Source organism: Fibrobacter sp. UWB15 (genome assembly GCF_900177705.1).
GTDB lineage: Bacteria > Fibrobacterota > Fibrobacteria > Fibrobacterales > Fibrobacteraceae > Fibrobacter.
In genome coordinates, this window is sequence record NZ_FXBA01000006.1 from 1 (window position 1) to 23,764 (window position 23,764).

Here is a 23,764-nt window from a genome sequence, read left to right on the forward strand (position 1 = left end):
CAGTGTCAGGCCGTCAACGCGTGCGACGCGTTGCTAGTATCCTAGGGCTATGCCCGTCCATGAAGAACCGCCGGCTATGCCGGCGGGTCACTTTTAATTACATTTACCTTGTATAATATAAGGAGGATGAATATGCTTAAAAGGGCGTGTTTGTTTTTTATTGCACTTTCTTGTGCCGTTTTCGCAGCAGATTTGGGAACTGCCGAAAATCCGTTGACCATTGATAACGAAAATGACTTGGTTTTGTTGCGCAATGCGGTGAATGCCGGTAGCGGTACATTCAAGGGCGTAGACGTCTCTGATGGTGCGACGGATCTGTATTTTAAACTTGTCCGCGATTTGGACTTGAGTACCGTTTGTGGAAAGAATGTCGGAAACTGGACTCCGATTGGAACCTACGAACACCCCTTCAAGGGAAGCTTTGATGGTAATGGCAAAACGGTTGATTATCTCTATATTAATGAACCTCTGCCGGAACGTGGTGATACGGCCATCGGTTATTACGGCTTGTTTGGAGTCGCGTCAACAGAAAACGAATCCAAGACCGTCATTTCTAACTTGACTATTGGTGAAAATTCAAGGATTGTTTCGGAGCGTGATGGCGATGTGGGCGCTATTGTCGGACTCGCTAGGAATAACGTGCGCATTTCCGATTGCAAGAATAAAGCCTATGTGTCCGGAAGGTCTGCTGTGGGTGGAATTGTTGGCTTTGCCGCAAATGCCCCCCTTCCCGATGGTGTGAACATAAAGAACTGCGTGAACGAAGGCTTTGTTGGCGGCGCACGCAAGGCTGGTGGAATTGTCGGTGCTGTAACTGGATTCGGAGTTCATATCGACAGTTGTACGAATTTGGGTGGGGTTTCTTCTGCCGATACGGCTGCAGGAATTGTCGCCGCGGATTACAGTTCGGTAATGACACCTGCCAAGCTGAATTATTTGATTAACAAGGGAAACGTGAGCTCGGGTAAAATTTCGGGTGGCATTATTGCTGTTACTGCAGACGGCGGGGCTTCCATTGCGAATTGTTTTAATTCTGGTTACGTGCAGGCTTCTACTTCGGCAGCAGGCATCGTGGGACATTTGAAATCGATGTACCCGCAGACCGTTTTGACATGCGTAAATTCGGGTGGCGTTTTTGCAGGGACTAATGCGGGGGGCATTGTTGGATTTATAGCGGCATCGTCTCCTGGTTATATAACGGTTTCTCAATCGCTTAACTTGGGCGTGATTAATGCAGGTGCCTATGCCGGTGGAATTGTCGGAAACAACAATAGCGGCGTGTTTTATGCAGACCATAACATGAATGCAGGTGCAGTCGGTTTTGGGTATGCGGGTGGAATCGTGGGCTGGGTGAAAGCAGGTGCTACCGAAAAGGTCTCGGCAAACTTAAGCATTGCCGCTCCCGATACCTTTGCAATCTACGATAGCGTTATGTCGCATTTTGAAGAGGATTGCCAGTATCCAATTGATGCGGCGCACGCCTATGTTACGGACAGCTTGATTTCGGGAAAAACGATTGCTGATTTGGACGATTCCCTTTGGGTGTACAAGGAAGGCTACTATCCGCAAATCAAGACCCTTGCCGAAAACCCGATGAAAGAAATCCGCGACGCTCAGCAGGTGGCCTCTACTCCGGTGCGCTTGGGCCTTGGCGATGATGTTGCCCACATTACGAAAAACATGGGTTATACGGTAAAAGATGCCGCTGAGAATGCAGTCGATGTTTATAGCGCTCGTGGAAATATCTCTTTTGTGAACGATTCTGTTGCAATGCCTTATTCCTTGGGTGCAGATACCCTTTATGTGCTTAATGAAAATGCAACGAAAAAAATCATCGTGAATGTTACTGCGACAAGTAATTTGGGAACGGTTGAAAATCCGCTCACGATTTCTTCAGTGGAAGAACTGTTGCTGTTCAGAAAGGCTCTTGCCGATACGACTAAATACAAGGGCGTTCTAATGGATGCTGCGGGTGCTCGTCTCGCGTTCAAGATTACCAAAGATCTGGACTTGAGTTCTGTCTGTGGCCTTAGCAAAGGCAACTGGACTCCTATCAAGAATTTCTTGGGTAAACTCAATGGCGCGAATCACAAGATTTCGAATCTCTATATTGATATCGAAGATTCCCTTTCTCAAGTGAATGGAGGCCTTTTCGAAACGATTATCGCTGCCGATACGGCCATTGTTGAAAATCTGGTGCTTGAAAATGTCCATATTCGGCTTGCGGGAGGTCGTTCTGCAGGTGCGATTGCCGGTTATATGGGCGGTAATGTGGGCATTATTCGCAACAATACGTCGGACGGAATCGTTTACAGCGATGGAACGGCTGGTGGCCTTGTTGCTTCAACAGGATTAAACGATTTCTTCTTGCAGAACAATTTGGTAGAGGGCTCTGTCGAAGTCGTTCGTGCGGATAGCACCAAGTCTCAAGGGGCCGTCGGTGGAATGATTGGGTTTACGAACGGTTTAAAAGCATCTGTTACAGGTAATGTGAACCGGGCTGATATCAAGGGAACATATGTTGACGCAATGAGCGGTATTCTGGGTGTTGTGTATGCGCAGTCTACTATTGAAAATAATATAAACGAGGGCAATCTAACGGGTGCCGCAGGGTCGTATCTTGGTGGCATCGCTGGCGAAATCACTTCGTCTGTCAGATTCGTAGATAACCATAATAAGGGCGATATCAAGGTCGATAGTTACGCAGAGTATGTTTGTATGGGTGGTTCAGTAGGTTTCCTGGCTGAAGTCTATTCAAATGATGGTGTGGTAGAAAATAATTCCAATACCGGTAATATTGATGTTAGCTTGTATGCGTACTTGTATGACAAATATGTAGGAGGTGTGTTTGGCAGATATATACATACGAAAGCATCTGACCTTGTGAATAAAGGTCATGTCTCTGCGCAAATTTTCGTTGGCGAAAATGCATATGTGGGTGGTGTCCTTGCTTCTGCTGAAGCTAGCACAGATTCCGTTTTGTTAGAGTCTATTGTGAATGAAGGTGCTGTTGATGTGTACTTGGATACATCGGCAGTCTACTCTATTGTGGGCGGCGTTCTGGGCTATACGGAAACCAAGTATGTAGATATTCAAGATGCCATGAACAAGGGAAAGGTTTCCGTTGAGAAGAAGGATAATTCTTCATCTTATGTCGGGGGAGTTGCGGGCATGCTGAATTCTAGAAAGGTCCGTCTAGAAACAAGCTTTAATTTCGGGGATGTATATTCCCATGGTGGCGGCTTGTATACAGGCGGTCTTGTCGGTGCCCTTGAATCCGCTGATACGCTTGCTGTGGTGCAGAAATGCGGTAATGAGGGTAATCTTTATGCTGCAAAGGACAAGGAATACACAAGGCAATTGAGCATGGGCGGTCTTATTGGATTGGGCTTGACTCTAACCATAAGCGAGTCCTACAATTCAGGCGATATCCATGCAGGGTATAAGATGGATGAATTGGATCCGGCAGGTAGAACCGCGTCGCCGGACTATGTTGGTGGCCTTGTCGGTTTTGCTGGAGATGCTATTGCAAACGGAGACATTTCATTCTTTAGAATTGAAAAATCGGTAAATATCGGTGACGTGATTTTCGAAACGTCTGCTAATAATACCTATTATGTCGGCGTGGGCGGCATCGTCGGCTACACCAAATCTCTTCATTCAGAAATCGAAAACGTGGCAAATTACGGCTCTGTTTCTACGAAGAAGTCTCTGCCTTCGCTCTGGATGGGTGGCATAGTCGGCTTGTCGTATAATTATATGAACATGAAAAATATCGTAAATGGTGGTACGCTTTCCTTTGATGACGATGCGAAAGATGCGTCTAGCGGAAGCCTTGTTGGAGCGAATGACAAAATAGCTCCTGATGTAGCAAGCTCGGTGCTTCTCCATGGTTACACGCATCTTGAAAATCCGGAGCTTTACCATGCCGAAAACTGGGATAGTGCCGTTGTCGATTTGCAGTGGGCACGCCTTGATACCAATGAAGCGTATACAAGGCGCTTGACTGCAGAACTTACTGCAGATTCTTTACCCTCGGTGTTGAATGCCGAAAACTGGATCCAGGTGGAAGGTTGTTATCCGCAGCTGAAGGCACTTGCAGAGTCTCCGGTGGAAGCTATCCGCAAAATCAGCGCACTCGGTGCAACGCCTGCTTATTTAAAAACTGGAAAAGAAGACTACGAACATGCCGATTTAGTCTGGAGTCCGTTTGCAGTTGCTACGAAGAATGCCCTTGGCGAAACGGCGGTTTGGACATCGAACGTGTCGCAGGTAGTGTTGAATGCCGATACCGTTTCTTTCAAGGCTCTGGATCATGACACGGTTGCGGTTCTCACCGTTGCTGCAGATGGCTACAAAAAGTCGGTTTGGGTTTCTTTGATGTCCCTCTTCAAAAAGAACCTGGATTTCTCGAAGGTGAAATGGGACTATACGGCGCCCTTCACTTACGATGGAAAGGCTAAGGCTGTTTCTTTGAGTGGCCTTCCGGAACAGGTAAAGGCAACTTACTGCAATGACAGTGCAACGGTTCCTGGAACGTATGTTGCCCGCGTGACATTGCAATACGATACTGCCCTGTACAATGCGCCTGTCTTCATGGATAGCCTAAGGTGGGTCATCAATAAGGACACGCTGGATCTTTCGAAGATCGTGTGGAGTAAGACTGTAGAATTTGATTTTGATTCTACGGAACATTCCGTAAAGCTTGAAAACGTTCCGGAACAGGTTGCGGTCGACTATGCCGATGCTTCGCAGACAAAGCCGGGGGAATACCATGCAATGGCCGTACTCCGTTACGATACCTCGCTGTATGTGGGTAAGGATTACAAGGATTCCGTGCTCGTCTGGAAGATTATTGCGGGCCCCACGAAGTTGGTTGCTGCAATTACCGCCCCGAACAGCGTGAGTCTGGTGCGCCACGGCACAGGAGCTTGGACACTTGAGTTTACGCAGAATGTTCCTGCAAATGCCCGTGTCTCTGTAGTTGGTATTGACGGCAAGAGAATCTCGGCAAAGGTGGTGCGTAACGCCCAGAGCATCGCCTTACAGGGATTACCTGCAAACGGCATCGCCATTGTCCGGGTTGCCTACCCGGGAATGTCGAAGACGTTCAAGATAAATCTTCGCTAAGAAATTTATTGCGTCACTCGGATGTAGTCGACGAGCATTTCGTTCGGGAATTGCGAGTCGTCTACTTCGAATCCGGGCCAGTTGCCTGCAACGGCGACATTCAAGATAAAGAAAAATGGCTTGTGAAAAGCATCGGTTCCGCCGGTGCTTTCTTTTATGGATATCTCGTGATACTTGAAGTCGTCAACATACATGACGATAACGTTTTCGTCCCAGACCATTTTGTAGGTATGGAACTGCGTGATATCTAGTTCCTTGCTTGTGCCGTAATAATCCTTGGTATTGTTGCCGTATTCGGCGTGGTTGCCTTCGTATGCCCAGTGGTTGGTTCCGTAGACGATGTTTTCGCTGTTCACCGTTTCGATGATGTCGATTTCGCCGCAGGCGGGCCAGCTTACGGCGTCGATGTTTTGGCCGAGTAGCCAGAAGGCGGGCCAAATGCCCTTGCCCACGGGGAGCGCGATTCTCGCTTCAACGGTGCCGTAGGTAAAGCTGAACTTGCCCTTGGTAATCATGCGGGCCGAGGTGTACTTGGAACCTTCGTAATCTTCCTTGTTGGCACGAATGTGCAAGATGCCGTCTTTAATGTAGGCGTTTTCTTTGCGGTCGGTGTAGTATTCCCATTCGTTGTTGCCCCAGCCGCTGGCACCGGTGCCGATTTCAAAAGTCCATTTTTCGGAGTCGATGTCGCCGTCGAATTCGTCGTGCCAGAGATACGGGGATTTGCCGGGGTTGCTTTCACTCGAAATGTTTCCGCTTGAAGTGATTCCGCTCGAGCTGCTGGCAATGTCATTTGCGCTGCTCTCGGCATCGCGAGAACTGCTCATGTCGGTAGCGGAAGAATTTGCTGTGGATGGATTTTCAGCCTCGCTGGAGATTGCAGGGACATCTGCGGAAGATGAGGTCGGTTCGGTAACCGGGGACTCTCCGGAGGGGGTGGTCTGCTCGCTTATTTCGGCGTTTTCGGCATTGGAAGAGGAATCCGAGGAGCAGGCTGCCGCGAAAAAGGCGACTCCCGCGCAGAAGGAAAAAAGGCTGAAAAAGGGGAATTTCATGCCTTAATTATATAAAAAAACGCCATTTTGTGCCAAAACGTGAGTATTTCGTCATATTTGTGGAATATTTTTTTAAGAAATCGTTAAAAAGGCCGTATTCTAATATATATTTACGAAGTGTAAAGAGGATTTAACATGTTGGTTTCGCTAAACAAGACGGTCTTGATCGTAGACGATGACCGAATGAATTTAAGATTCGCCGAGCACATGCTCAGTTCGACGTATGACGTCGTGATGGCGAACTCTTACGAGGAAGCGTTGGACTACCTGTCGAAGGAGTTGCCTGCGCTTGCCCTTTTGGATGTACACATGCCGGGCAAGAATGGCTTCGAATTGCTGGCTGAAATCCGTAAGATGAAGAACTGCAACGATTTACCGGTAGTGTTCTTGACGGCGGACAGTGACCGGGAGACCGAGGTCCGGGTGTTTAGGGAAGGGGCACTGGACTATATACAGAAGCCTTTGGTTCCCGAAGTGGTGCTTGAACGCATCAAGCGAATTCTCTCGCTCCGCAAATTGCAGGTCAACCTTGAAAGCGAGGTGGAGCGCCGTACGGCCGAACTCGAAGAAAGCCGTCGCAAACTTCAAGTTCTTTCTTTGCAGGTGGTCAAAACGCTTGCTTCGGCGATTGATGCCAAGGACCGTTACACGAACGGTCATTCCAGCCGAGTGGCCAAGTACAGCAAGGAAATTGCTCGCCGCGCAGGCAAGCCCGTGGAATTCCAGGACGAAATCTATTTTATTGCGCTGCTGCACGATATCGGGAAAATCGGTATTCCGGACAATATCCTGAACAAGAATTCCAAGCTCACGGACGAAGAATACGAAACGATTAAGCAGCACCCAAGTATCGGGGTCGAAATCTTGAAGAACATCACCGAGATGCCAAAAATCGAAATCGGTGCACATTTCCACCATGAACGTTTCGACGGTAAGGGTTACCCAGAAGGACTTGCCGGTTATAGTATTCCCGAAATTGGTCGCATTATCGCCGTGGCCGACGCTTACGATGCCATGACGAGCCGCCGTAGTTATCGTTCGGCCTTGCCGCAAGAAACGGTACGCAGTGAAATTGTGCGCGGTCGCGGTCAGCAGTTCGATCCGGACTTCGCCGATGTCATGCTCCAGATGATTGACGAAGATGTGAATTACACCATGCGTGACGATGGACTTGCCTGATAACGGGGTGGGCGATGCCGACTATTGATTCTAACGATATTTTCGATGAAAATGACCGTCGTGTTTTGCAAACCCTGACACGCGTGATGCGCTGGTTATGGGCCATGTTTCCGTTAATCTATTTCGGAAACGTGATTCATTTGTTTAAAATAGACTATTGCGAACTGACGATTTTGACAGCGATCGCTTTCGTAATTCTGTGGCTTCCGACATTTATTGAACGCATGGGAGCTCCGCTCGTGGTGCGTCGGTATTTTTGCGTATTGGGTATGGGGAGCATCATCGCGACGCTTGCGACTAATGAAAACATCGGCATTTACATGACTTATTCTCTTGCCATGGTCACAAGCCTTTTATTTTTCAATGCGGCATTTACCCTTAAAATTTCGATATTCAGTTACATATTGATTGTGGTATCCCTTTACTTTAGGGCTCCCGGTGCCAACCATGCAGAATTTTCTTCGGATACATTCTGGTGGATTTCTCGTTCGGCGGGCTTTTTGATTGAAGCGATTACCATGACGCTTTTGTGCATTACCATTGCAAAACTCACGCACCGTTTGCTTGAAAATTTGGATAATGCCCGCAAAGAAGCCCAACATTCCGACGAACTTCGAAAGGCATGGGCCGAAGCCGAAGAAGCCCGCAAGAATGCGGAATCGGCGAACATGGCCAAGAGTTTTTTCCTTGCCAACATGAGCCACGAAATCCGCACGCCGATCAACGGTATTTTAGGGATGAACGCCATGCTCCTGAAGGAATGCAAGGATACCTCGCTGCTGGAATATGCCCAGAATATTCAGAATGCGGGACATACGCTCTTGTCGCTGGTGAACGATGTCTTGGATATTACGAAGATTGAATCGGGTAAGATGGAACTTTTTGTCGGCGAATATGATTTGTTTGCGGTCTTGAACGATTGCTATTGTGTCGCAGAACCTCGCGCTCAAAGCAAGGGGCTGGAATTCAATATCAACGTGAATCCCAAAACGCCTTCGCTGCTCACGGGCGACGAAGTTCGCTTGCGCCAGATTGTGAACAATCTGCTTTCGAATGCAATCAAGTACACGCCATCGGGAACGGTGGACTTGTTGGTTGATTTCAAGACGCTACCGGCAGAAAAATCCGACAAACGGATTGAACTTGTTATCATCGTAGCCGATACGGGTATTGGCATCCGTTCCGATGACCGCGATAAATTGTTCCAGAGCTTTGAACGAATCGATTTGGACCATAACAGGAATATCGAGGGTACAGGCCTCGGCTTGAACCTTACCAAGAAATTGGTAGAAATGATGAATGGCCGCGTGCTGGTGAAGAGCGTCTATGGTTCAGGCTCCGTGTTTGAAGTCCGTATTCCGCAGCCTGTAATGAGCGACGAGGCGATTGGCAACTTTATGGATCGTCATAAGGAATTCATTTCGTTTAATTCCGGCGTGAAAAAGTTCAAGGCGAAAAAGGCCCGGTTGCTGGTGGTAGACGATGTGAGCATGAACTTGAAGGTGGTTTGCGGACTTCTCAAGGAAACGGAAATAACGATTGACACGGCGACCAACGGCGAAGACGCACTTTCGCTTGTCGAAGATAACCATTATGACTTGATTCTTCTCGATCATATGATGCCAGTCATGGATGGAATAGAAACCCTCCAATGTATGAAGGATATCAAGAACTTCGACATCACGAAGACTCCCGTGGTGATGCTTACGGCCAATGCTGTAGTCGGCGCCAAGGATGCATACATTCAAGCTGGATTTACCGATTATATCACAAAGCCTATTCGCGAAGAAGTCCTGCTTTCGACGGTGAAAAAGTTCCTGCCGCCGGAACTGATTGACGATGCGGATGTTGGCGAAAAGAATTCAGCAAATGAAACGCCGCATGTTCTAGGGAATCTTTCGGGTGTCATAGATGTAGCAACGGGACTTGGCTATTGCATGAATGACAAAGGCTTTTATCGTGAAATGCTTGCTGAGTATGTGAAAAATGACCGCAGCTCCGATTTAGAAAACGCTTTTGCCCAAAGCGATTTTGAAAGTTACCGGATCAACATGCATTCCCTGAAAAGTACATCGCTGACTATTGGGGCTGTGGCTTTGTCCGACACCGCCAAGGCGATTGAAAGTGCTTGTAAAGAAGGTGATATTGATTTTGTTCGGAAGCAGCATGAAAAATGCATGTCAGACTATAAGAAAATTCTAGAAAAATTGTCAAACTATCTTGCAGCGGAAGAGTCGTAACATGAAATTGGTTTATGTTATCCCGACGTTAATCCTTGCTGTTATTATAGCGGGATTGCTCACGTTCAATGTGAAAAAGAAAAATACCGACATTACTCGCGAAAAGACAAAGGTTGCGATGATTATGAACGGTTCCATTGAAGACCGTAGCTGGGGACAGTCGCATTACGAGGGCATGCGGAAAACAGCCAAGGAATTGAACTTGGATGTTATGTATCGTGAACGGATTCCTGCCAATAAAACTTCTGAAGAAGTGATGGAAGGCTTGATTGCTGCGGGTGCAAAGATTGTCATTGCGAATTCCTTCCAGCTCGGGTCTTATGTCCAGAATGTTGCAGTCAGGCATCCGGATGTTAAATTTTTTCATGCTTCTGGCGTGAAATATTCCAAGAACATGTCGACCTACTTCGGTCGTATCTACCAGATGCGTTACCTTTCGGGTATTGTCGCCGGTATGCAGACTAAAACCGGTAAAATCGGTTATGTGGCCGCATTTGATATTCCCGAGGTAGTCCGGGGAATCAATGCCTTTACCTTGGGTGTGAAAAAGGCGAATCCGGATGCGAATGTAATTGTTCGCTGGACGAAGTCCTGGAACGAAGATGACGCTTGCGCCGAAGCGACTCGCGCTCTTTTGGCGCGAAATGATTCTATCGATGTGCTTACCTTGCATACGGATAGTCACGAGCCGATGCGCATTGCCGATTCTCTTGGGTTGTGGATTGTGGGCTACAACTTGGACAATGCGAGTGTTTATCCGAAACATTTCTTGACGGCTCCTGTGTGGCGCTGGGAAAATTTCTATACGCCTCATATTCTGGAGGTGCTCAAGAAAAAATTTGTGGGTAAAAATTATTGGAGCGGCCTTAATTCAGGTATCGTTGACTTGGCTCCGTTCACAGAACATGTGAGTCCGGAGGCGATAGAACTTGTGGCTAATGAACGCAAAAAAATTCAGGATGGTTCTTTTGATGTATTTTACGGACCCATCGAAGACGACACCGGAATGATTCGCATTAATGAAGGAGAAAGCATGTCCGATAATGATATGCTGAATAATTTTAACTGGTTCGTAAAGGGGGTGAAAACAGATGAAGAGTAGGATTACCATAGGGGCGCTAGTGGCTGTCGCCATTTTCTTTGTGTTGCTGTATGTGGTATTTGAAAAAGTTGATAACAGAGAATCGGTCAAGAAAACGGAATCTCAAAAACTCCGTGTAGGCTTTGTCCTTTTAAGTGATACGGCCGATAACGGTTGGAATGAAACGCATTACAAGGGGATAAGGGCGGCATGTGATTCCCTTGGTGTGCAAAGGACTTTGACAATCGACATCCCCGAGGAACGAGTGCCCCTTGCAAATGCGGTGAATGCAATGATTGGCGATAGCTTGAAAGTCATTGTGCTTACCAGTTATAACTATCCCATTTTAATTAGGGACATTATTGAATCTCATCCGGATGTGACATTTTACGGAATCAACTGGGAATTTGATGCTCCCAACTATAAAGCTTATTTTGCCCGCATTTACCAGGCTCGATACCTAGCGGGAATTGTTGCGGGATCCATGACCGAAACGAATCACGTTGGTTATGTGGCGGCGATGAAGAATATCCAGGTATATAGGGGCTTGAATGCTTTTATTTTGGGGGTCCAGAGCGTCAATCCGAAAGCGAAAGTATTTGTGCGTTGGACCAATTCCTGGAACGAAGGGGAGACGGAAACCGAAAACGCCAATAAGTTGATTGACAGCTCGGGTATTGATGTCATCGCTTTTCACCAAGATAGGGCGTTTATTATTGAGGTTGCCGAAAAACGTGGACTTTATTGCATCGGAAATCATGTAGAAAACAATAGATTCTCTCCGAGGATGCTCACCTCTATCGCTATTGATTGGTCCATTATTTACAAGGACTTTATTCAGGACTACATCCAGAAAAAAGACAACGAAAATATGGATTACTGGATTGGGCTTGAAAAAGATGCCGTTGGACTCGCTTTCTATTCTAGCGAGGTTCCCGATTCCGTGAAAGCTCTGGTAAATGCGGCCGCAGAGAAAATCAAGACGGGTCACAATGTGTTCTCCGGAAGGATTATGGATGTCCATGGAGGAATTCGCTCTGAAGAGGGCGAAACCATTGGTGACGAAGTTCTGCACAGCGAAATGAATTGGCTTGTCAAGGGTGCGATTGAACCATGATAAAAAAATTTGGTATAAGGCCCTTAATAGGAATTCTTTTCTTTGTATTGATTCTCCTTTTGGTGGGAGTGTTGCTGCGTGTCAAGTTCTCGAGTTTGTTCCTGAATTATGCGGAAAAACAGGTGGCGTACCAGGCAGAAAGCTATGCTAATGCCGAAGCGGAACGCCTGTTGCTTGAACTGAAATCCTTGTCGGGTATTGCTTCGGGTGTGTCGGCCAATTTGCCCCATGTAGAGAGAATGCTTTCTGTACTGGAAGACCCGAATGGGGAATATTACTATGGTGTTGTTGCGCTGAATGGCAAAATCGTCTATAGCGGCGATACCGCGCAAATCAATGCTTCGGATTTTAAGGGCATTTCGGAATCGTTCCATGGAGCGCGATTCATCAGTTATTCCAAGGGGACGGGGCTTATGTTCTCGGCTCCTGTATACAGCGGAAAAAATATCAAGTACGTGTTGTTCCGTATGTACAAGGAAGAAACGGTTGTCAAGAATTTTGGAGTAGTGTGTTACGGGGGTAAAGGCTATGCGGCTATTTGGGGGTCAAACGATTCCATTATTGTCAAGTCTCCTAACGATTCCTTAGGGACCGATTTGCTGTGGGGCGAAAATGGGTACGGTGCGGTTCGTGATAAACTGTATAACGGATTGAATGTGTCTATTGCCGCTGCGACTAATTGGGAAGTAGAAGATACGGAATACTATTACTTTGTGGCAGAACTTAAACTGCCGGGAGTTTCTTTGCGGGGCGTGGTGCCTGCCAGCGAGGTGGCCTCAGAAAAAGACAGTATTTCGTTCTTGATTCTTTGGGTGTTCGGCCTTTTGATTTTCATGTTTACCATTGCAATGGTTTATGTGGTGCTTTCTGAAAAGAAGGCGCGCGAAAACAAGGAATTGATTCGCGAAAAGGAAAACGCTGAAAGTGCGAGCAAGGCAAAAAGTATATTCCTGGCCAACATGAGTCATGAAATCCGCACGCCGATTAACGGAATTCTAGGTATGGATTCCATGCTCTTGAAGGAATGCAAAGATGAAACCCTGCGGGATTATGCCTTGAATATTCAGAGTGCAGGCCAGACGTTGCTTTCTCTGATTAACGACATTTTGGATATCTCCAAAATCGAATCAGGAAAAATGGAAATTTTGCCTGTTACGTATAGCGTATTTACGGTCTTGAATGACTGCTACAACATGGTTGCTGTTCGTGCCAAGGATAAAAACCTGGAACTGGTAATGGATATTTCACCCGAAATCCCGACGGCGTTGTTCGGTGACGAAGTCCGCATTAGACAGGTGGTCAACAACTTGCTTTCGAATGCGGTCAAGTACACGAACGAAGGTTCGGTTACGCTTTCTGTCTGGGCTGAAAAGGTCGATGTCGATCCGATGCAGGGCGACAATACTAGCCGTGTGGAACTCTTTATACAGGTGAAGGATACGGGTATCGGTATTCGCGAAAAAGATCGCGAAAAATTATTTGCCGACTTTGTGCGACTCGATGAAAAACGCAACCGTAACATTGAAGGGACAGGCCTCGGACTGAATTTGACCAAGCAACTGTTGGATATGATGGGTGGTACCATCGAGGTTGAAAGTACTTACGGTGTAGGGTCTGTCTTTACAGTATGCCTGTTGCAGCAAGTCAGCGATGAAAAACCCCTTGGCGATTTTGAAAAGCTCTATAGGCAACACGTGAATGTGGTGGATGCCGCGCAAGAAAGGTTTGAAGCGCCCGAGGCGAAAATCTTGGTGGTTGACGACGTGCAAATGAACCTGAAGGTTTTTGTAGGCCTTTTGAAAGGCTCCAAGATTCAAATTGATACGGCGATGAATGGCGCCGAAGCTTTGGAGTTCATACAAAACAAACGTTACGATGTCATTTTCCTGGATCACATGATGCCGGTCATGGATGGCGTGGAAGCATTCCGCCGCATGAAAAAGCTGGAGAAGAATCCGAATGCCAATACTCCGGTAGTGATGCTGACCGCAAATGCCGTGGCAGAAGCCCGCAATGGCTATATGGATGAAGGCTTCTCGGATTACATGGCGAAACCGATCCGCGAGGAAGTCTTGCTCGCGACACTAAAAAAATTCCTGTCTAAGGAATTGGTCAAGATTATTGGAGAAGAAAAGCTTGATGAACCTCTCAAGGTCACAGAACCCAAGTCGCAGTTGGCTCTGTCAGATTTCTTGGATACGGCAACAGGCCTTGCTTATTGTATGAATGACAAGAAGTTCTATAAAGAAATGCTTGACGAATATGTAAAAAGTGAAAAGACTGCAGAACTAAAGGAATACTTTGAAAATGGCAACTTGGAGTATTACCGCATTACGGTTCACGCTGTAAAAAGCACCTCTCTTACAATCGGAGCAATCAAAGTTTATGAAGATGCCAAGGCACTTGAATTGGCTTGCAAAGAAAACAACCTGAATTTCGTGAAGCAAAATCACGAAGCTTTCATGGAAGAGTACAAGTCGCTTATTCGTGGAATTCAGTCGGGCTGCCTCAATTTGGATTAACGAATACGGTTTGCGAACTTGCAAAGACAATTTTGTTGAATTAAATTTCGTCTTACAACAGGAAGGTGTATATGAGAACTATTCTTAAATTTGGCTTAATTGCCACTTGTGTCCTGACTGCAAATACCTTTGCTCAGGATTTCTGTAATACGACAACCCATAGCGGTGAATCCGTGGAAGTGTCTACGAACGAGGTCGGTACTATCGGTAACGTTGGTTACGAACTCTGGAACGAAGGCGGCAATGGTGGTTCTGCGACGTTCTACGCCGACGGCTCCTTCAATTGCAAAATGACCGGCGCCAAGGACTATCTGTGCCGCACGGGTCTTGCTTTCAATAGCGACAAGACTCACGAAGAAATCGGCCACATGAAGGCGGACTTCAAGCTGGTCAAGAGCGGGCTCTCTGGAATCGATTATTCCTATATCGGCATTTACGGCTGGACCCGTGAACCTCTGGTGGAATGGTACATTGTGGATAACACCGGTAGCCAGTATATGCCGGGCGACTGGGTTGCTCAGGGAGCTTCTGCAAAGAATCATGGCGTGTTTGAAATCGATGGTGCTCAGTATACGGTTTATGAAGGTGACCGCACCTCTTATTCCATCGATGGCGACAATAAATACTTTAAGCAGTATTTCAGCGTCCGTAAGTCAAAGCGCGATTGCGGTACTATTGACATTACCGCTCACTTCAAGAAGTGGGAAGAACTTGGCATGAAAATGGGCAAGATGCACGAAGCCAAGATTCTCGGCGAAGCCGGAAGCAATAGCGGTGCAAATGCCAAGGGTGAATATGACTTCCCCTATGCCAAGGTTTATATCGAAGGTGCGGAACAGTCCAGCTCTTCTGCTGAACCTGAATCCAGCAGCTCGACGGAGGCTATCAAGGGTATTCGTTCTATGACTGTCGGTAACAATACGTCGCTCGTGTTTGACGCTCAGGGCAAGTACCTCGGCTCCTTTGAAACGGCTGACGCAGAAACCTTGAATGCGGCAATCAAGGCCAAGTACAATTCCGGCGTTTACATGGTGAAACAGGATCGCGCTTTCCGTAGTATTTCGGTGAAGTAGTTCGATTCATAGTGAATTTGAAAAAGCCTCTCCTGCGGGGGAGGCTTTTTTATGCTTGAAATGCTCGCTTAATCTTCGGGGGCTTCGGGCGGGACTCGCGCGATTACGCCCACGGTGGCGCGGGTCGCCTTTACGAGGTCGGCGGGTGCAACTTTCAGTTGCAATCCGCGTTCACCTGCACTTACATAGATGTAAGGAAAATTCATCGCGGTTTCGTGAATGAAAATCGGAAAATTCTTTTTGAGGCCGAGCGGGCTGCAACCGCCGCGAATGTAGCCGGTGAGCGGCGTCAAATCCTTGAGCGGGACGGTGTCGATTTTCTTGTTGCCGCTCACCTTGGCGGCCCCCTTCAGGTCCACTTCGAGGTTGCCCGGTACCACACAAATTAAGTAGCCGATCTTGTCGCCGTGAACAAGTATGGTCTTGAAAACTTGGTTGATGTCTTCGCCGAGGCTGTCGGCCACGTGTTGTGCTCCCAGGTCGTTTTCGTCGACCTTGTAGGGGATGAGTTCGTAAGAAATTTTTTGGCGGTCCAGGATTCTCGCCGCATTCGTCTTCTTGATTTCCATATTTTAAATATAAAAATCCCGCGACTTTCATCGCGGGACTTTTTAATGTCATAAGGTATAGGTAATAGGCCTTGGTTCTAGAATCACTGCCTACTGTTAACTGCCTACTAAACTACAGCTTGATGCTGCAGCCTTTGACGTTCCAGATTTCTTCGGCGTACTGCTTGATGGTACGGTCAGAGCTGAACTTGCCCATGCGAGCGACGTTGAGGATTGCCTTTTCAGCCCAGGTCTTCTTGTCCAAGTATTCCTCGGCGACTCTCTTCTGCATATCCACGTAGCTGCGGAAGTCTGCGCAGAGCAGGTAGTTGTCGTTGGTGAGGAGCTTGTCTGCAATGTGCTTGAACAGGTCCGGACGATCCGGGCTGAAGAAGCCGGATGCAATCAGGTCGATCACGCGGCGGAGATCGTCGTCGTGTTCGTAGAAGTCGCGCGGACGGTAGCCCTTGGCGAGGAGGTCGGTCACTTCTTCCACGGTGAGGCCGAAGATAAAGATGTTGTCGTCGCCGACTTCTTCCTTCATTTCGACGTTGGCGCCGTCGAGCGTGCCGATGGTGAGTGCGCCGTTCAAGGCGAACTTCATGTTACCGGTACCGGAAGCTTCGGTGCCTGCGGTCGAAATCTGTTCGGAGAGGTCTGCGGCCGGAATAATCTTTTCGGCGAAAGACACACGGTAGTTCTCGAGGAACACCATCTTGAGCTTGCCCTTGCAAACCGGATCGGCATCGATGATGGCGGCCACGGCGTTGGCAAGACGGATGATCTGCTTGGCCATCCAGTAACCCGGAGCGGCCTTACCACCGATCATGATGGTACGCGGCATGATTTCCTTGCCGTCCTTCAGCTGGATGTACAGGTGAATGGCATGCAGGATGTTCAGGAGCTGGCGCTTGTATTCGTGGATACGCTTGACCTGCACGTCGAAGAACGTGTTCACGTCGACATCCACGCCCTGCGTTGCCTTGAGGTACTTGGCGAGGCGTTCCTTGTTCTGCTTCTTGACGGCCATGAATTCCTTCTGGAACTTGGCGTCCTTCGCAAACTTTTCGAGCTTCCTCAGTTCGTCGAGGTCCTTGACCCAGCCTTCGCCGATCTTGGAAGAAATGAGTTCGGACATAGCCGGGTTAGCCTTGCGGACCCAGCGACGCGGCGTGACGCCGTTCGTCTTGTTGTTGAACTTTTCAGGCCACAGTTCGTAGAAGTCCTTGAAGAGCGTGGTTTTCAAGAGGTCGGAGTGGAGTGCTGCCACACCGTTCACGGCGAACGAACCCACGATGGAGAGGTAAGCCATGCGGACCATCTTGCAGCCGCCTTCTTCGATGAGGCTCATGCGGGCAAGGCGAGCGTTGTCGCCGGGCCACTTGAGGGACACCTGACGGAGGAAACGAGCGTTGATTTCGTAAATAATCTGGAGGTGACGCGGCAACAGCTTTTCGAAGAGGCTGACCGGCCACTTTTCGAGAGCTTCGGGCATCAGGGTGTGGTTCGTGTAGGCAAACGTGTGCGTCACGATTTCCCAAGCTTCGTCCCATTCCAGGTTTTCTTCGTCGAGGAGGATGCGCATCATTTCGGCGATAGAGATGGCCGGGTGCGTGTCGTTCAGCTGGATAGCGACCTTTTCGGGGAACACCTTCCATTCGCCTTCGTGGAGTTTCTTGAAGCGGCGGATGATGTCCTGCAGAGATGCAGAGCAGAGGAAGTACTGCTGCTTGAGGCGCAGTTCCTTACCGTTCATGGAAGCGTCGTTCGGGTAGAGCACCTTGGAAATGGTTTCGGAAAGTTCCATGTCCTGCACGGCGGCGATGTAGTCACCGTTGTTGAAGTAGCTGAGGCCGAAGTCGTCGGTGGACTTCGCGCTCCAGAGGCGCAGGTTGTTCACGGTGTTGTTCTTGTAACCCGGAATCGGAGTGTCGTAGGGGAGGGCGAGCACGTAGTCCTTGGTTTCCCAACGGTTGCGGAGCTTGCCCTTTTCGTCCATCCAGCTCACGACGTAGCCGTACATCGGAACTTTGACTTCGTTCGACGGACGGGCGATTTCCCACGGGTTGGTGAGGCGCAGCCAGTTATCCGGCTGTTCTTCCTGTTCGCCGTTCACGATCTTCTGGCTGAACATACCGTATTCATAGCGGATGCCCATACCGGTAGCCGGGAGTTCGAGCGTGGCCATGGAATCGAGGAAGCAAGCGGCCAGGCGGCCGAGACCACCGTTACCGAGACCTGCGTCAACTTCCTGTTCGCGGAGTTCTTCGAGAGTCATGCCGAGTTCGTCAAGAGCTTCGGTCACGGCGCTTTCGACGTCGAGGTTCAGAACGGAGTTGCCGAGGGTACGGCCAATCAAAAATTCGAGGGACAGGTAGTAGACGCGCTTCACGTCTTTCTGGTAGTAGGTTTCCTGCGTCTTGATCCAGCGGTCAACCAAGCGGTCGCGCACGGCGTATGCCACGGCGAGGAACTTTTCGTGGTCGGTCACGGTCGCGCTGTTACGGGCGAGCGTGTGGTGGATGTGGTCGGTAAAGGCCTTACGGAAGGATTCCGCGTCGTTACCGAGCACGGTCACTTCTTCTGCTTTTTTGAATGTTTTTGCCATAAGACGGTCCTATGGGTTAGGGTTAAAATTTTACACCATTAAGTTTAGAAATATTTACGGGTTTTGTGTGGAGCAAATAGTTAAATTAGGGGAATAGATAATAAACTAGAGGAAAAACGATGAATATGAAAAAATTTATTGCCGGCAAAGCTTTTCCTATGATTTGTGCAGCCTTTATTTCTGTTGTTATTGCAGGTTGTGGTGACGATTCTTCCAATTCTACGCCGGCAGCTCCCGAAACGACGACTCCGGCGGTGACTCCGACTGATTCGACTGCAACGAACCCTGTTACAGATCCTGTAACAGACCCGGCCACAAATCCTTCTGACCCGTCTACCAATCCGACGACGACGGATCCGATTACTGACCCGGCTACCAATCCGACCGATCCTGTAACGAACCCGGAAATTCCGACGGATACGGCGACGACTCCGACTGATCCTGTTGTCAATCCGGACCCTGCAACAACGGTGTCTTCTTTCAATCGCGATCCGGCTGCCGCTAATTTGGCCGTTACTCCCGATAGCACAGGCTTCTTTGATGTAGGAGACGTGTACAAGGCGGTACCTGCGACATCGAAGTTGGTGTTCGTGATGCGTCATGCCGAACGCGAAACTAGCGAAGGTCAGGAATCCCTTTTGACTGAAAAGGGTGTGGAACAGGCCTTGAGCGTAGGCGCGAAGCTTGCCGGTGGCGATGAATCCTTCTATTACTCTTCGACTGATTTTATCCGTACCCGCACGACGGCAGAAAACATTGCTAAGGGCCGCGGCGAAACGGGCGTTGAAGTGGTTACTTGGGAAGGTATCAATGGTGGCTACTTCTTGAAGGTCCCTTCTGATACCATGGACGCCTTTGTCAGAAACCGTGGCGGTTCCTGGAAGTTCATTTCTTCTTGGGCTTACGACGATCCGAATCCGTCTCGATTCACCAAGGACAAGATTCCGGAATACTTGTACGAGCTGATGCCGCGTGGCGACCAGTTCGTGAACGAAGTAATCTTGGCAAATCTGCCGAACTGGAAGCGTGTGAGTGTGTTGATTTCTCATGACCTTTTGATTGAGCCGTTGATTGCCTATGCCTCAAACAGAACGGTTGACTTGAAGTTCTTTGAAAGCGGCAAGTGGGCCAATTATCTTTCCGGTATCGCTATCGTCGTGGACGAGGCAAATCTCGTGACGCTTCTGCCGATTCGTGGAATTGACTTGGGCTACATGTATACCGAAAAGCATCAGGCTACGCTTGATTCTCTCGCCGCTCTGCAGAACCCGTAGAATTCTCGGTTTATAGCGATGAAAATTGCTGTTCTAGGTTCAACTGGACTTGTCGGCAAGAATGTCTTGAAATTACTCGCGCGCCTCCCGCAGGTGGTGCGAGTTTTTTGTCCCGTCCGAAAAGTGCCTGATTTAAAGGATTTGGGAATTCTTGAAGGCGCTTTCAAAATCGACTTCAAACAGGTGGATTTTGAACAGGATAATGATGCCATGCGTCTGTTTTTCTATGCGGGCTTTACCGGTTGCGATGCAGTGGTGTGTTGTCTAGGTACCACTAGAAAGCAGGCGGGAGGAAAGGCCGCTCAGGAACAGGTTGACCTGAAATTGCCTCTGAAACTTGCAGCCATTGCCAAGAAGGCCGGAGTGAAAAACTTTTTGTGCGTAAGCGCCATGGGTGCCGACAGTCATTCGCCCTATTTTTATAATCGCCTAAAGGGGCTGTTGGAAGAAGGCCTAGACATGATTGGCTTTGAAACCTTGACGCTGGTGCGTCCTTCGCTGCTATTAGGAAAGCACAAGGATCGTCGTTTTGGCGAAGATCTGTTGCAAAAGATTTTTGGGGCGCATCCAGAATGGATTCCGGCATACGTGCGCCCGGTGCATGCCGAAACGGTGGCCGCCCATTTGGTGACTTCCGTTTTGAAACCGCCTAAAGATCACGTGTGCGCGACAGACGGAAAAATGGGCAAGCGGATTATCTATAATCGTGTGCTTGCCCAAACGAAAGTCGATAATTTGTTTTGAGCAAAACTCAAAACAGTGTGAAATGTGGAATGCAGGTACTGCCAACTATTTAAACTTCCAGAACTTGTACAGATACTTCGCTGTTTGAATGGGCGTCTTGAGGAAGGCGCTCTTCTTGTATCCGCTTAAGGCGAAGCCTTGCAGCACCTTGTAAAGTCCGATTTGGTCTTCGCGGTTGATGGCGAGCAGGAATCTGCGGAACTTGTATTCGAAGTCGTGCATCTTGCCGAAGTAATTGTAGCAGCGCGTTTCGTACTGTTTCAAGAAAGCCTTCGAAAGATTGTCTGCCTTGAGCCCCTGGTCCACATACTCGGCGCAGAATCTGCCGGCGCGCATTGCGGCAGCGATGCCACCACCCGTAAGAGGGTTGGTGTGGTGGGCGGCGTCGCCCACCAGGGCGAAGTGGTCGAGAGTGTAGTCCTTGAGGGTGCTGGAAACCGGGACCATTCCACCGACGGTATGATTGATTTTTGCACCAGGGAACAGCTTCTCGAGCCATTCCATAGTGACTTCGAGAATATTTCCGCTGTGCTTGCCTGCGGCGAGGAATCCTGCGCCGAAATTTGTGACGTTGGATTTCTGCTTCGGGAAACTCCAGATGTAACCGTCGTTGATAAAGTCATGCCCCTGCCAGAAGGTCAGGTAGTCGGGCTTGGTCAAAAGCCCCTGGACCTGGATATCTACGCCCGTGCATGTTTCGCGCGGGTTCTGCGCGGACTTGAGGCCCACCATGCGACCGATGCGGCTTTCGACACCGTCGGCTGCGATGACCATTTTTGCAAAAATTTCTTGTGTGGCAGTTTCGGTGACGGTACCGCATCCGTCGCCTTTGCCGAGGACGACGCGAACCATGCGCTTGCCGCCTTCCACGTCGCCCACGAAATCGGCACGGGCACAGGTTTCTACCTGGGCGCCGTCGTCGGCCGCAAGTTTTGCTAGCCACGGGTCGAAAATTTCGCGGTTCAGCATGATGCCGGTGGCGGGCTTCGGAACCTCAATGTTCACGCCGGCGGGGCCGTAAATGTAGAGCCCGTTGATAATGCTTTCAATGCAGCTGTCGTCGATGGGACCATAAGTCTGCAAGTCGGCGAGTGTCGTACTTGCCTCGCCACAACGTACCGGGAACCCGATGCGTTCGCGCTTTTCGAGAAGCAGCACCTTGTGCCCTGCACGTGCTAAGTTTCTTGCGGCTACAGAACCGCCGGGCCCTGCGCCAATGACCACGACATCGTATTCGGAATTAAGCATTGCTTGCCTCCTCGATTTTTAGCGCGCCTACAGGGCATGCCTTGACGCAAATGCCGCACTTGATGCATTTTTCGGGGTCAATCTGCAAGTCGAGCCCGTACATGTCCAAGGCCATCTGGGGACAAATGCCCACACAGCCCGCACAGGCGAGACAAATCTTTCTGTCGTGAACGAGGTTCTTCATAAAGAAGAATATAGAAATTAGTACACCACTTCGCCGGTCAGGCGCTTCTGGAAGTCGTCACGGACCAGGGGCTTGTCAAACAGGAATCCCTGCGCACTTCTGCAATTGATTCCCTTGAGGTAGTCGGCCTGTTCCTGGGATTCCACGCCCTCGGCGATGACGTCTTTGCTCAATTCTCGGGCCATTTTCACCACGTTGCGGAGAATGACTTCGTCGTGGGAATTTGCCTTGCCGATGTTATTCAGGAGGGACTTGTCAATCTTGACTACGCTAATGTTGTAGTCCTTGAGCACGTTTAAGGTGGAGTATCCTGTGCCGAAGTCATCGATGGCGACGCCGATATCGTTTTGGCGCATGATGTCGATGAACTTCTTCATGGCAACGGTATCGTCAAAGTCGGATACTTCAGTTAGTTCCACTTCGATGTACTTGCCGTCAAGTTCGTATTTGTGTAGAATTCCGAGAATGCGGTCGGCAAAATCTTCGTTGCGTAAATGCAACTTGGAAAAGTTCGAAGAAATGCGGACGGGTTCGATGCCCGCCTTGATCCACTCGTGAATGTCGTTACAGGCGGTCTCGAAAACGTAAAAGTCCAATTCGCAGATCGAACCTTCGCGTTCCAGAACCGGAATGAAGTCCATGGGCGGCACGATTGTTTTGTGACGGACCCAGCGTGCCAAGGCTTCGGCACCGTTTATGTGTTTGTCCGCCAGGTCTATCTTGGGCTGGTAGAAAACCACCAATTCGCGGTTCCTGAGGGCGTTGTGGAATTCGCTGGAGATTTCTCTCTGGTGGATAGACTGAATCTGCATTTCCTTGGTGAAGAACACCACGTCGCGGTTCTTGATCACTCTCGCGGCCATCATTGCTGTGGAGGCGTTGTTCAAGGCGTCGCCTACGATCACGTTTTCTTCGATGGGGTAGACTCCTATACGGGTCTGAATGCGGACGTCTACGGGTTTGGGGCCCTGACTTAAGTTCAACTCTGTAATCTTGAACTTGTCAATAAATTCCTTTTGGCGATTTTTTTTGGTCAGAACGAAGAAGTTGTCGCCACCCAGTCTTGCTATGAGCTCGGTTTTGTCCAGGAACAGGAGAATCTGCTTTACGAAGGTCCTAAGGGCGAGGTCGCCCATCTGGTTGCCCATGGACTTATTAATATATTTGAAATTCTTCAGGTTAATAAAGAAGGCGGTATAGTCTTTGAGATTTTCCCTGATGAACTGTTGGGTAAAGGCGAAAATGCCTGCTTGGTTGTAGGCTCCGGTCATGCCGTCGGAAATGGCGACTTTGCGGGTATTGCCCATGAGGCGGGCGCGGCCAGTGAGAATAAAGAAGTCCCAACTCAGGAGCTGGACGAATTTCCTTTCTTGTTCTGTAAAGGAATGGCCTTCGATAGGGTGAGCCTGAAAGGTGAAGGATCCCTGCTCGCCAGTGGTCATGGTTTCGGAAAAATCGGGAGTGGCCGGTATTGTCGGCAGATTTTTCTTGTCGTGATAGGCCGTAAAATCCCCGGAAATCCCGTTAGGCGCAAATTGGCTAACCGGTGCATAGAAACTGCAGTGGACTAGGCCGATGTGTGTGCTTTGGGCAAGAAGCGGGAGGTGCCTGGACATAAGGGCGAATATTTCGTCTGTACTAAAGACTGGACCCAAGAGCTTGGACCTAAAATCAAGATAAATATCATTGTACAAAGGAATATCCATTACATCCTCAACATACCAAAACCGCGCCAAAATTACAAAAAAATTACATGGGTTG

General features: G+C 48.9%; 15 protein-coding genes. 9 read left to right on the top strand and 6 right to left on the bottom strand.

Annotated features, from left to right (window positions below):
- Nucleotides 1-126: 126 nt before the first annotated feature.
- Entirely contained in the window at nt 127-5,130 is a 5,004-nt protein-coding gene (locus B9Y58_RS09510) for a hypothetical protein (protein WP_073055825.1), read from the top strand.
- 5 nt (nt 5,131-5,135) lie between these two features.
- Here the strand turns inward: B9Y58_RS09510 and B9Y58_RS09515 are convergent, their stop codons facing one another.
- Nucleotides 5,136-6,185, bottom strand: coding sequence for a glycoside hydrolase family 16 protein (locus B9Y58_RS09515; RefSeq protein WP_073055827.1), 1,050 nt, complete (start codon nt 6,183-6,185; stop codon nt 5,136-5,138).
- Between the two features lie 135 nt (nt 6,186-6,320).
- On the opposite strand from B9Y58_RS09515, the gene B9Y58_RS09520 reads away from it, so the two are divergent.
- The 6 genes from B9Y58_RS09520 to B9Y58_RS09545 all read left to right on the top strand — a co-directional run bounded on the left by B9Y58_RS09520 (nt 6,321) and on the right by B9Y58_RS09545 (nt 15,397).
- Nucleotides 6,321-7,364, top strand: coding sequence for an HD domain-containing phosphohydrolase (locus tag B9Y58_RS09520; protein ID WP_073055829.1), 1,044 nt, complete (start codon nt 6,321-6,323; stop codon nt 7,362-7,364).
- A 14-nt stretch (nt 7,365-7,378) separates the two neighbouring features.
- The gene (locus B9Y58_RS09525; protein ID WP_073055831.1) at nt 7,379-9,604 is read left to right on the top strand and encodes an ATP-binding protein; all 2,226 of its coding nucleotides are present in this window, start codon (nt 7,379-7,381) and stop codon (nt 9,602-9,604) included.
- 1 nt (nt 9,605) lies between these two features.
- The gene (locus B9Y58_RS09530; RefSeq protein ID WP_073055832.1) at nt 9,606-10,706 is read left to right on the top strand and encodes a BMP family ABC transporter substrate-binding protein; all 1,101 of its coding nucleotides are present in this window, start codon (nt 9,606-9,608) and stop codon (nt 10,704-10,706) included.
- Complete coding sequence (locus tag B9Y58_RS09535) at nt 10,696-11,802, top strand: BMP family ABC transporter substrate-binding protein (RefSeq protein WP_073055834.1); 1,107 nt, start codon at nt 10,696-10,698, stop codon at nt 11,800-11,802. Before B9Y58_RS09530 ends, B9Y58_RS09535 begins: the two co-directional genes overlap by 11 nt.
- A 47-nt stretch (nt 11,803-11,849) precedes the next feature.
- Nucleotides 11,850-14,324 (top strand): ATP-binding protein, encoded by a 2,475-nt coding sequence (locus B9Y58_RS09540; RefSeq protein ID WP_073055836.1) that lies wholly within the window; start codon nt 11,850-11,852, stop codon nt 14,322-14,324.
- 71 nt (nt 14,325-14,395) lie between these two features.
- The gene (locus B9Y58_RS09545; protein ID WP_073055838.1) at nt 14,396-15,397 is read left to right on the top strand and encodes a glycoside hydrolase family 11 protein; all 1,002 of its coding nucleotides are present in this window, start codon (nt 14,396-14,398) and stop codon (nt 15,395-15,397) included.
- Nucleotides 15,398-15,465: 68 nt separating this feature from the next.
- Here the strand turns inward: B9Y58_RS09545 and ybaK are convergent, their stop codons facing one another.
- Both ybaK and B9Y58_RS09555 read right to left on the bottom strand, forming a co-directional pair.
- The gene (ybaK, locus tag B9Y58_RS09550) at nt 15,466-15,966 is read right to left on the bottom strand and encodes a Cys-tRNA(Pro) deacylase (protein WP_073055839.1); all 501 of its coding nucleotides are present in this window, start codon (nt 15,964-15,966) and stop codon (nt 15,466-15,468) included.
- A 112-nt stretch (nt 15,967-16,078) separates the two neighbouring features.
- Nucleotides 16,079-18,553: a glycogen/starch/alpha-glucan phosphorylase gene (locus B9Y58_RS09555; protein WP_073055841.1), complete on the bottom strand. Its 2,475-nt coding sequence runs from the start codon at nt 18,551-18,553 to the stop codon at nt 16,079-16,081.
- A gap of 119 nt (nt 18,554-18,672) precedes the next feature.
- On the opposite strand from B9Y58_RS09555, the gene B9Y58_RS15085 reads away from it, so the two are divergent.
- Both B9Y58_RS15085 and B9Y58_RS09565 read left to right on the top strand, forming a co-directional pair.
- Entirely contained in the window at nt 18,673-19,827 is a 1,155-nt protein-coding gene (locus tag B9Y58_RS15085; RefSeq protein WP_304529004.1) for a histidine phosphatase family protein, read from the top strand.
- Between the two features lie 18 nt (nt 19,828-19,845).
- The gene (locus tag B9Y58_RS09565; protein ID WP_073055843.1) at nt 19,846-20,571 is read left to right on the top strand and encodes an NAD(P)H-binding protein; all 726 of its coding nucleotides are present in this window, start codon (nt 19,846-19,848) and stop codon (nt 20,569-20,571) included.
- A gap of 45 nt (nt 20,572-20,616) precedes the next feature.
- Here B9Y58_RS09565 and B9Y58_RS09570 read toward each other — a convergent pair whose 3' ends face one another.
- Genes B9Y58_RS09570 through B9Y58_RS09580 form a run of 3 tightly spaced genes read right to left on the bottom strand, consistent with a single transcriptional unit; the run spans nt 20,617 to nt 23,709 of the window.
- Nucleotides 20,617-21,819 carry an NAD(P)/FAD-dependent oxidoreductase gene (locus B9Y58_RS09570; protein ID WP_073055844.1) on the bottom strand — a complete coding sequence of 401 codons (1,203 nt, stop codon included), beginning with the start codon at nt 21,817-21,819 and terminating at the stop codon, nt 20,617-20,619.
- Nucleotides 21,812-22,003 carry a 4Fe-4S binding protein gene (locus tag B9Y58_RS09575; RefSeq protein ID WP_073055846.1) on the bottom strand — a complete coding sequence of 64 codons (192 nt, stop codon included), beginning with the start codon at nt 22,001-22,003 and terminating at the stop codon, nt 21,812-21,814. Before B9Y58_RS09575 ends, B9Y58_RS09570 begins: the two co-directional genes overlap by 8 nt.
- Before the next feature lie 17 nt (nt 22,004-22,020).
- Nucleotides 22,021-23,709 (bottom strand): putative bifunctional diguanylate cyclase/phosphodiesterase, encoded by a 1,689-nt coding sequence (locus B9Y58_RS09580; protein ID WP_073055848.1) that lies wholly within the window; start codon nt 23,707-23,709, stop codon nt 22,021-22,023.
- Nucleotides 23,710-23,764 lie beyond the last annotated feature (55 nt).

Coding starts and splice junctions, on each gene's coding strand:
- B9Y58_RS09520 (WP_073055829.1), top strand. CDS start 6,321: ATGTTGGTTTCGCTAAACAAGACGGTCTTGATCGTAGACGATGACCGA.
- B9Y58_RS09570 (WP_073055844.1), bottom strand. CDS start 21,819: ATGCTTAATTCCGAATACGATGTCGTGGTCATTGGCGCAGGGCCCGGC.
- B9Y58_RS09545 (WP_073055838.1), top strand. CDS start 14,396: ATGAGAACTATTCTTAAATTTGGCTTAATTGCCACTTGTGTCCTGACT.
- B9Y58_RS09565 (WP_073055843.1), top strand. CDS start 19,846: ATGAAAATTGCTGTTCTAGGTTCAACTGGACTTGTCGGCAAGAATGTC.
- B9Y58_RS09525 (WP_073055831.1), top strand. CDS start 7,379: ATGCCGACTATTGATTCTAACGATATTTTCGATGAAAATGACCGTCGT.
- B9Y58_RS09555 (WP_073055841.1), bottom strand. CDS start 18,553: ATGGCAAAAACATTCAAAAAAGCAGAAGAAGTGACCGTGCTCGGTAAC.
- B9Y58_RS15085 (WP_304529004.1), top strand. CDS start 18,673: ATGAATATGAAAAAATTTATTGCCGGCAAAGCTTTTCCTATGATTTGT.
- B9Y58_RS09575 (WP_073055846.1), bottom strand. CDS start 22,003: ATGAAGAACCTCGTTCACGACAGAAAGATTTGTCTCGCCTGTGCGGGC.
- B9Y58_RS09580 (WP_073055848.1), bottom strand. CDS start 23,709: ATGGATATTCCTTTGTACAATGATATTTATCTTGATTTTAGGTCCAAG.
- ybaK (WP_073055839.1), bottom strand. CDS start 15,966: ATGGAAATCAAGAAGACGAATGCGGCGAGAATCCTGGACCGCCAAAAA.
- B9Y58_RS09530 (WP_073055832.1), top strand. CDS start 9,606: ATGAAATTGGTTTATGTTATCCCGACGTTAATCCTTGCTGTTATTATA.
- B9Y58_RS09535 (WP_073055834.1), top strand. CDS start 10,696: ATGAAGAGTAGGATTACCATAGGGGCGCTAGTGGCTGTCGCCATTTTC.
- B9Y58_RS09515 (WP_073055827.1), bottom strand. CDS start 6,185: ATGAAATTCCCCTTTTTCAGCCTTTTTTCCTTCTGCGCGGGAGTCGCC.
- B9Y58_RS09510 (WP_073055825.1), top strand. CDS start 127: ATGAATATGCTTAAAAGGGCGTGTTTGTTTTTTATTGCACTTTCTTGT.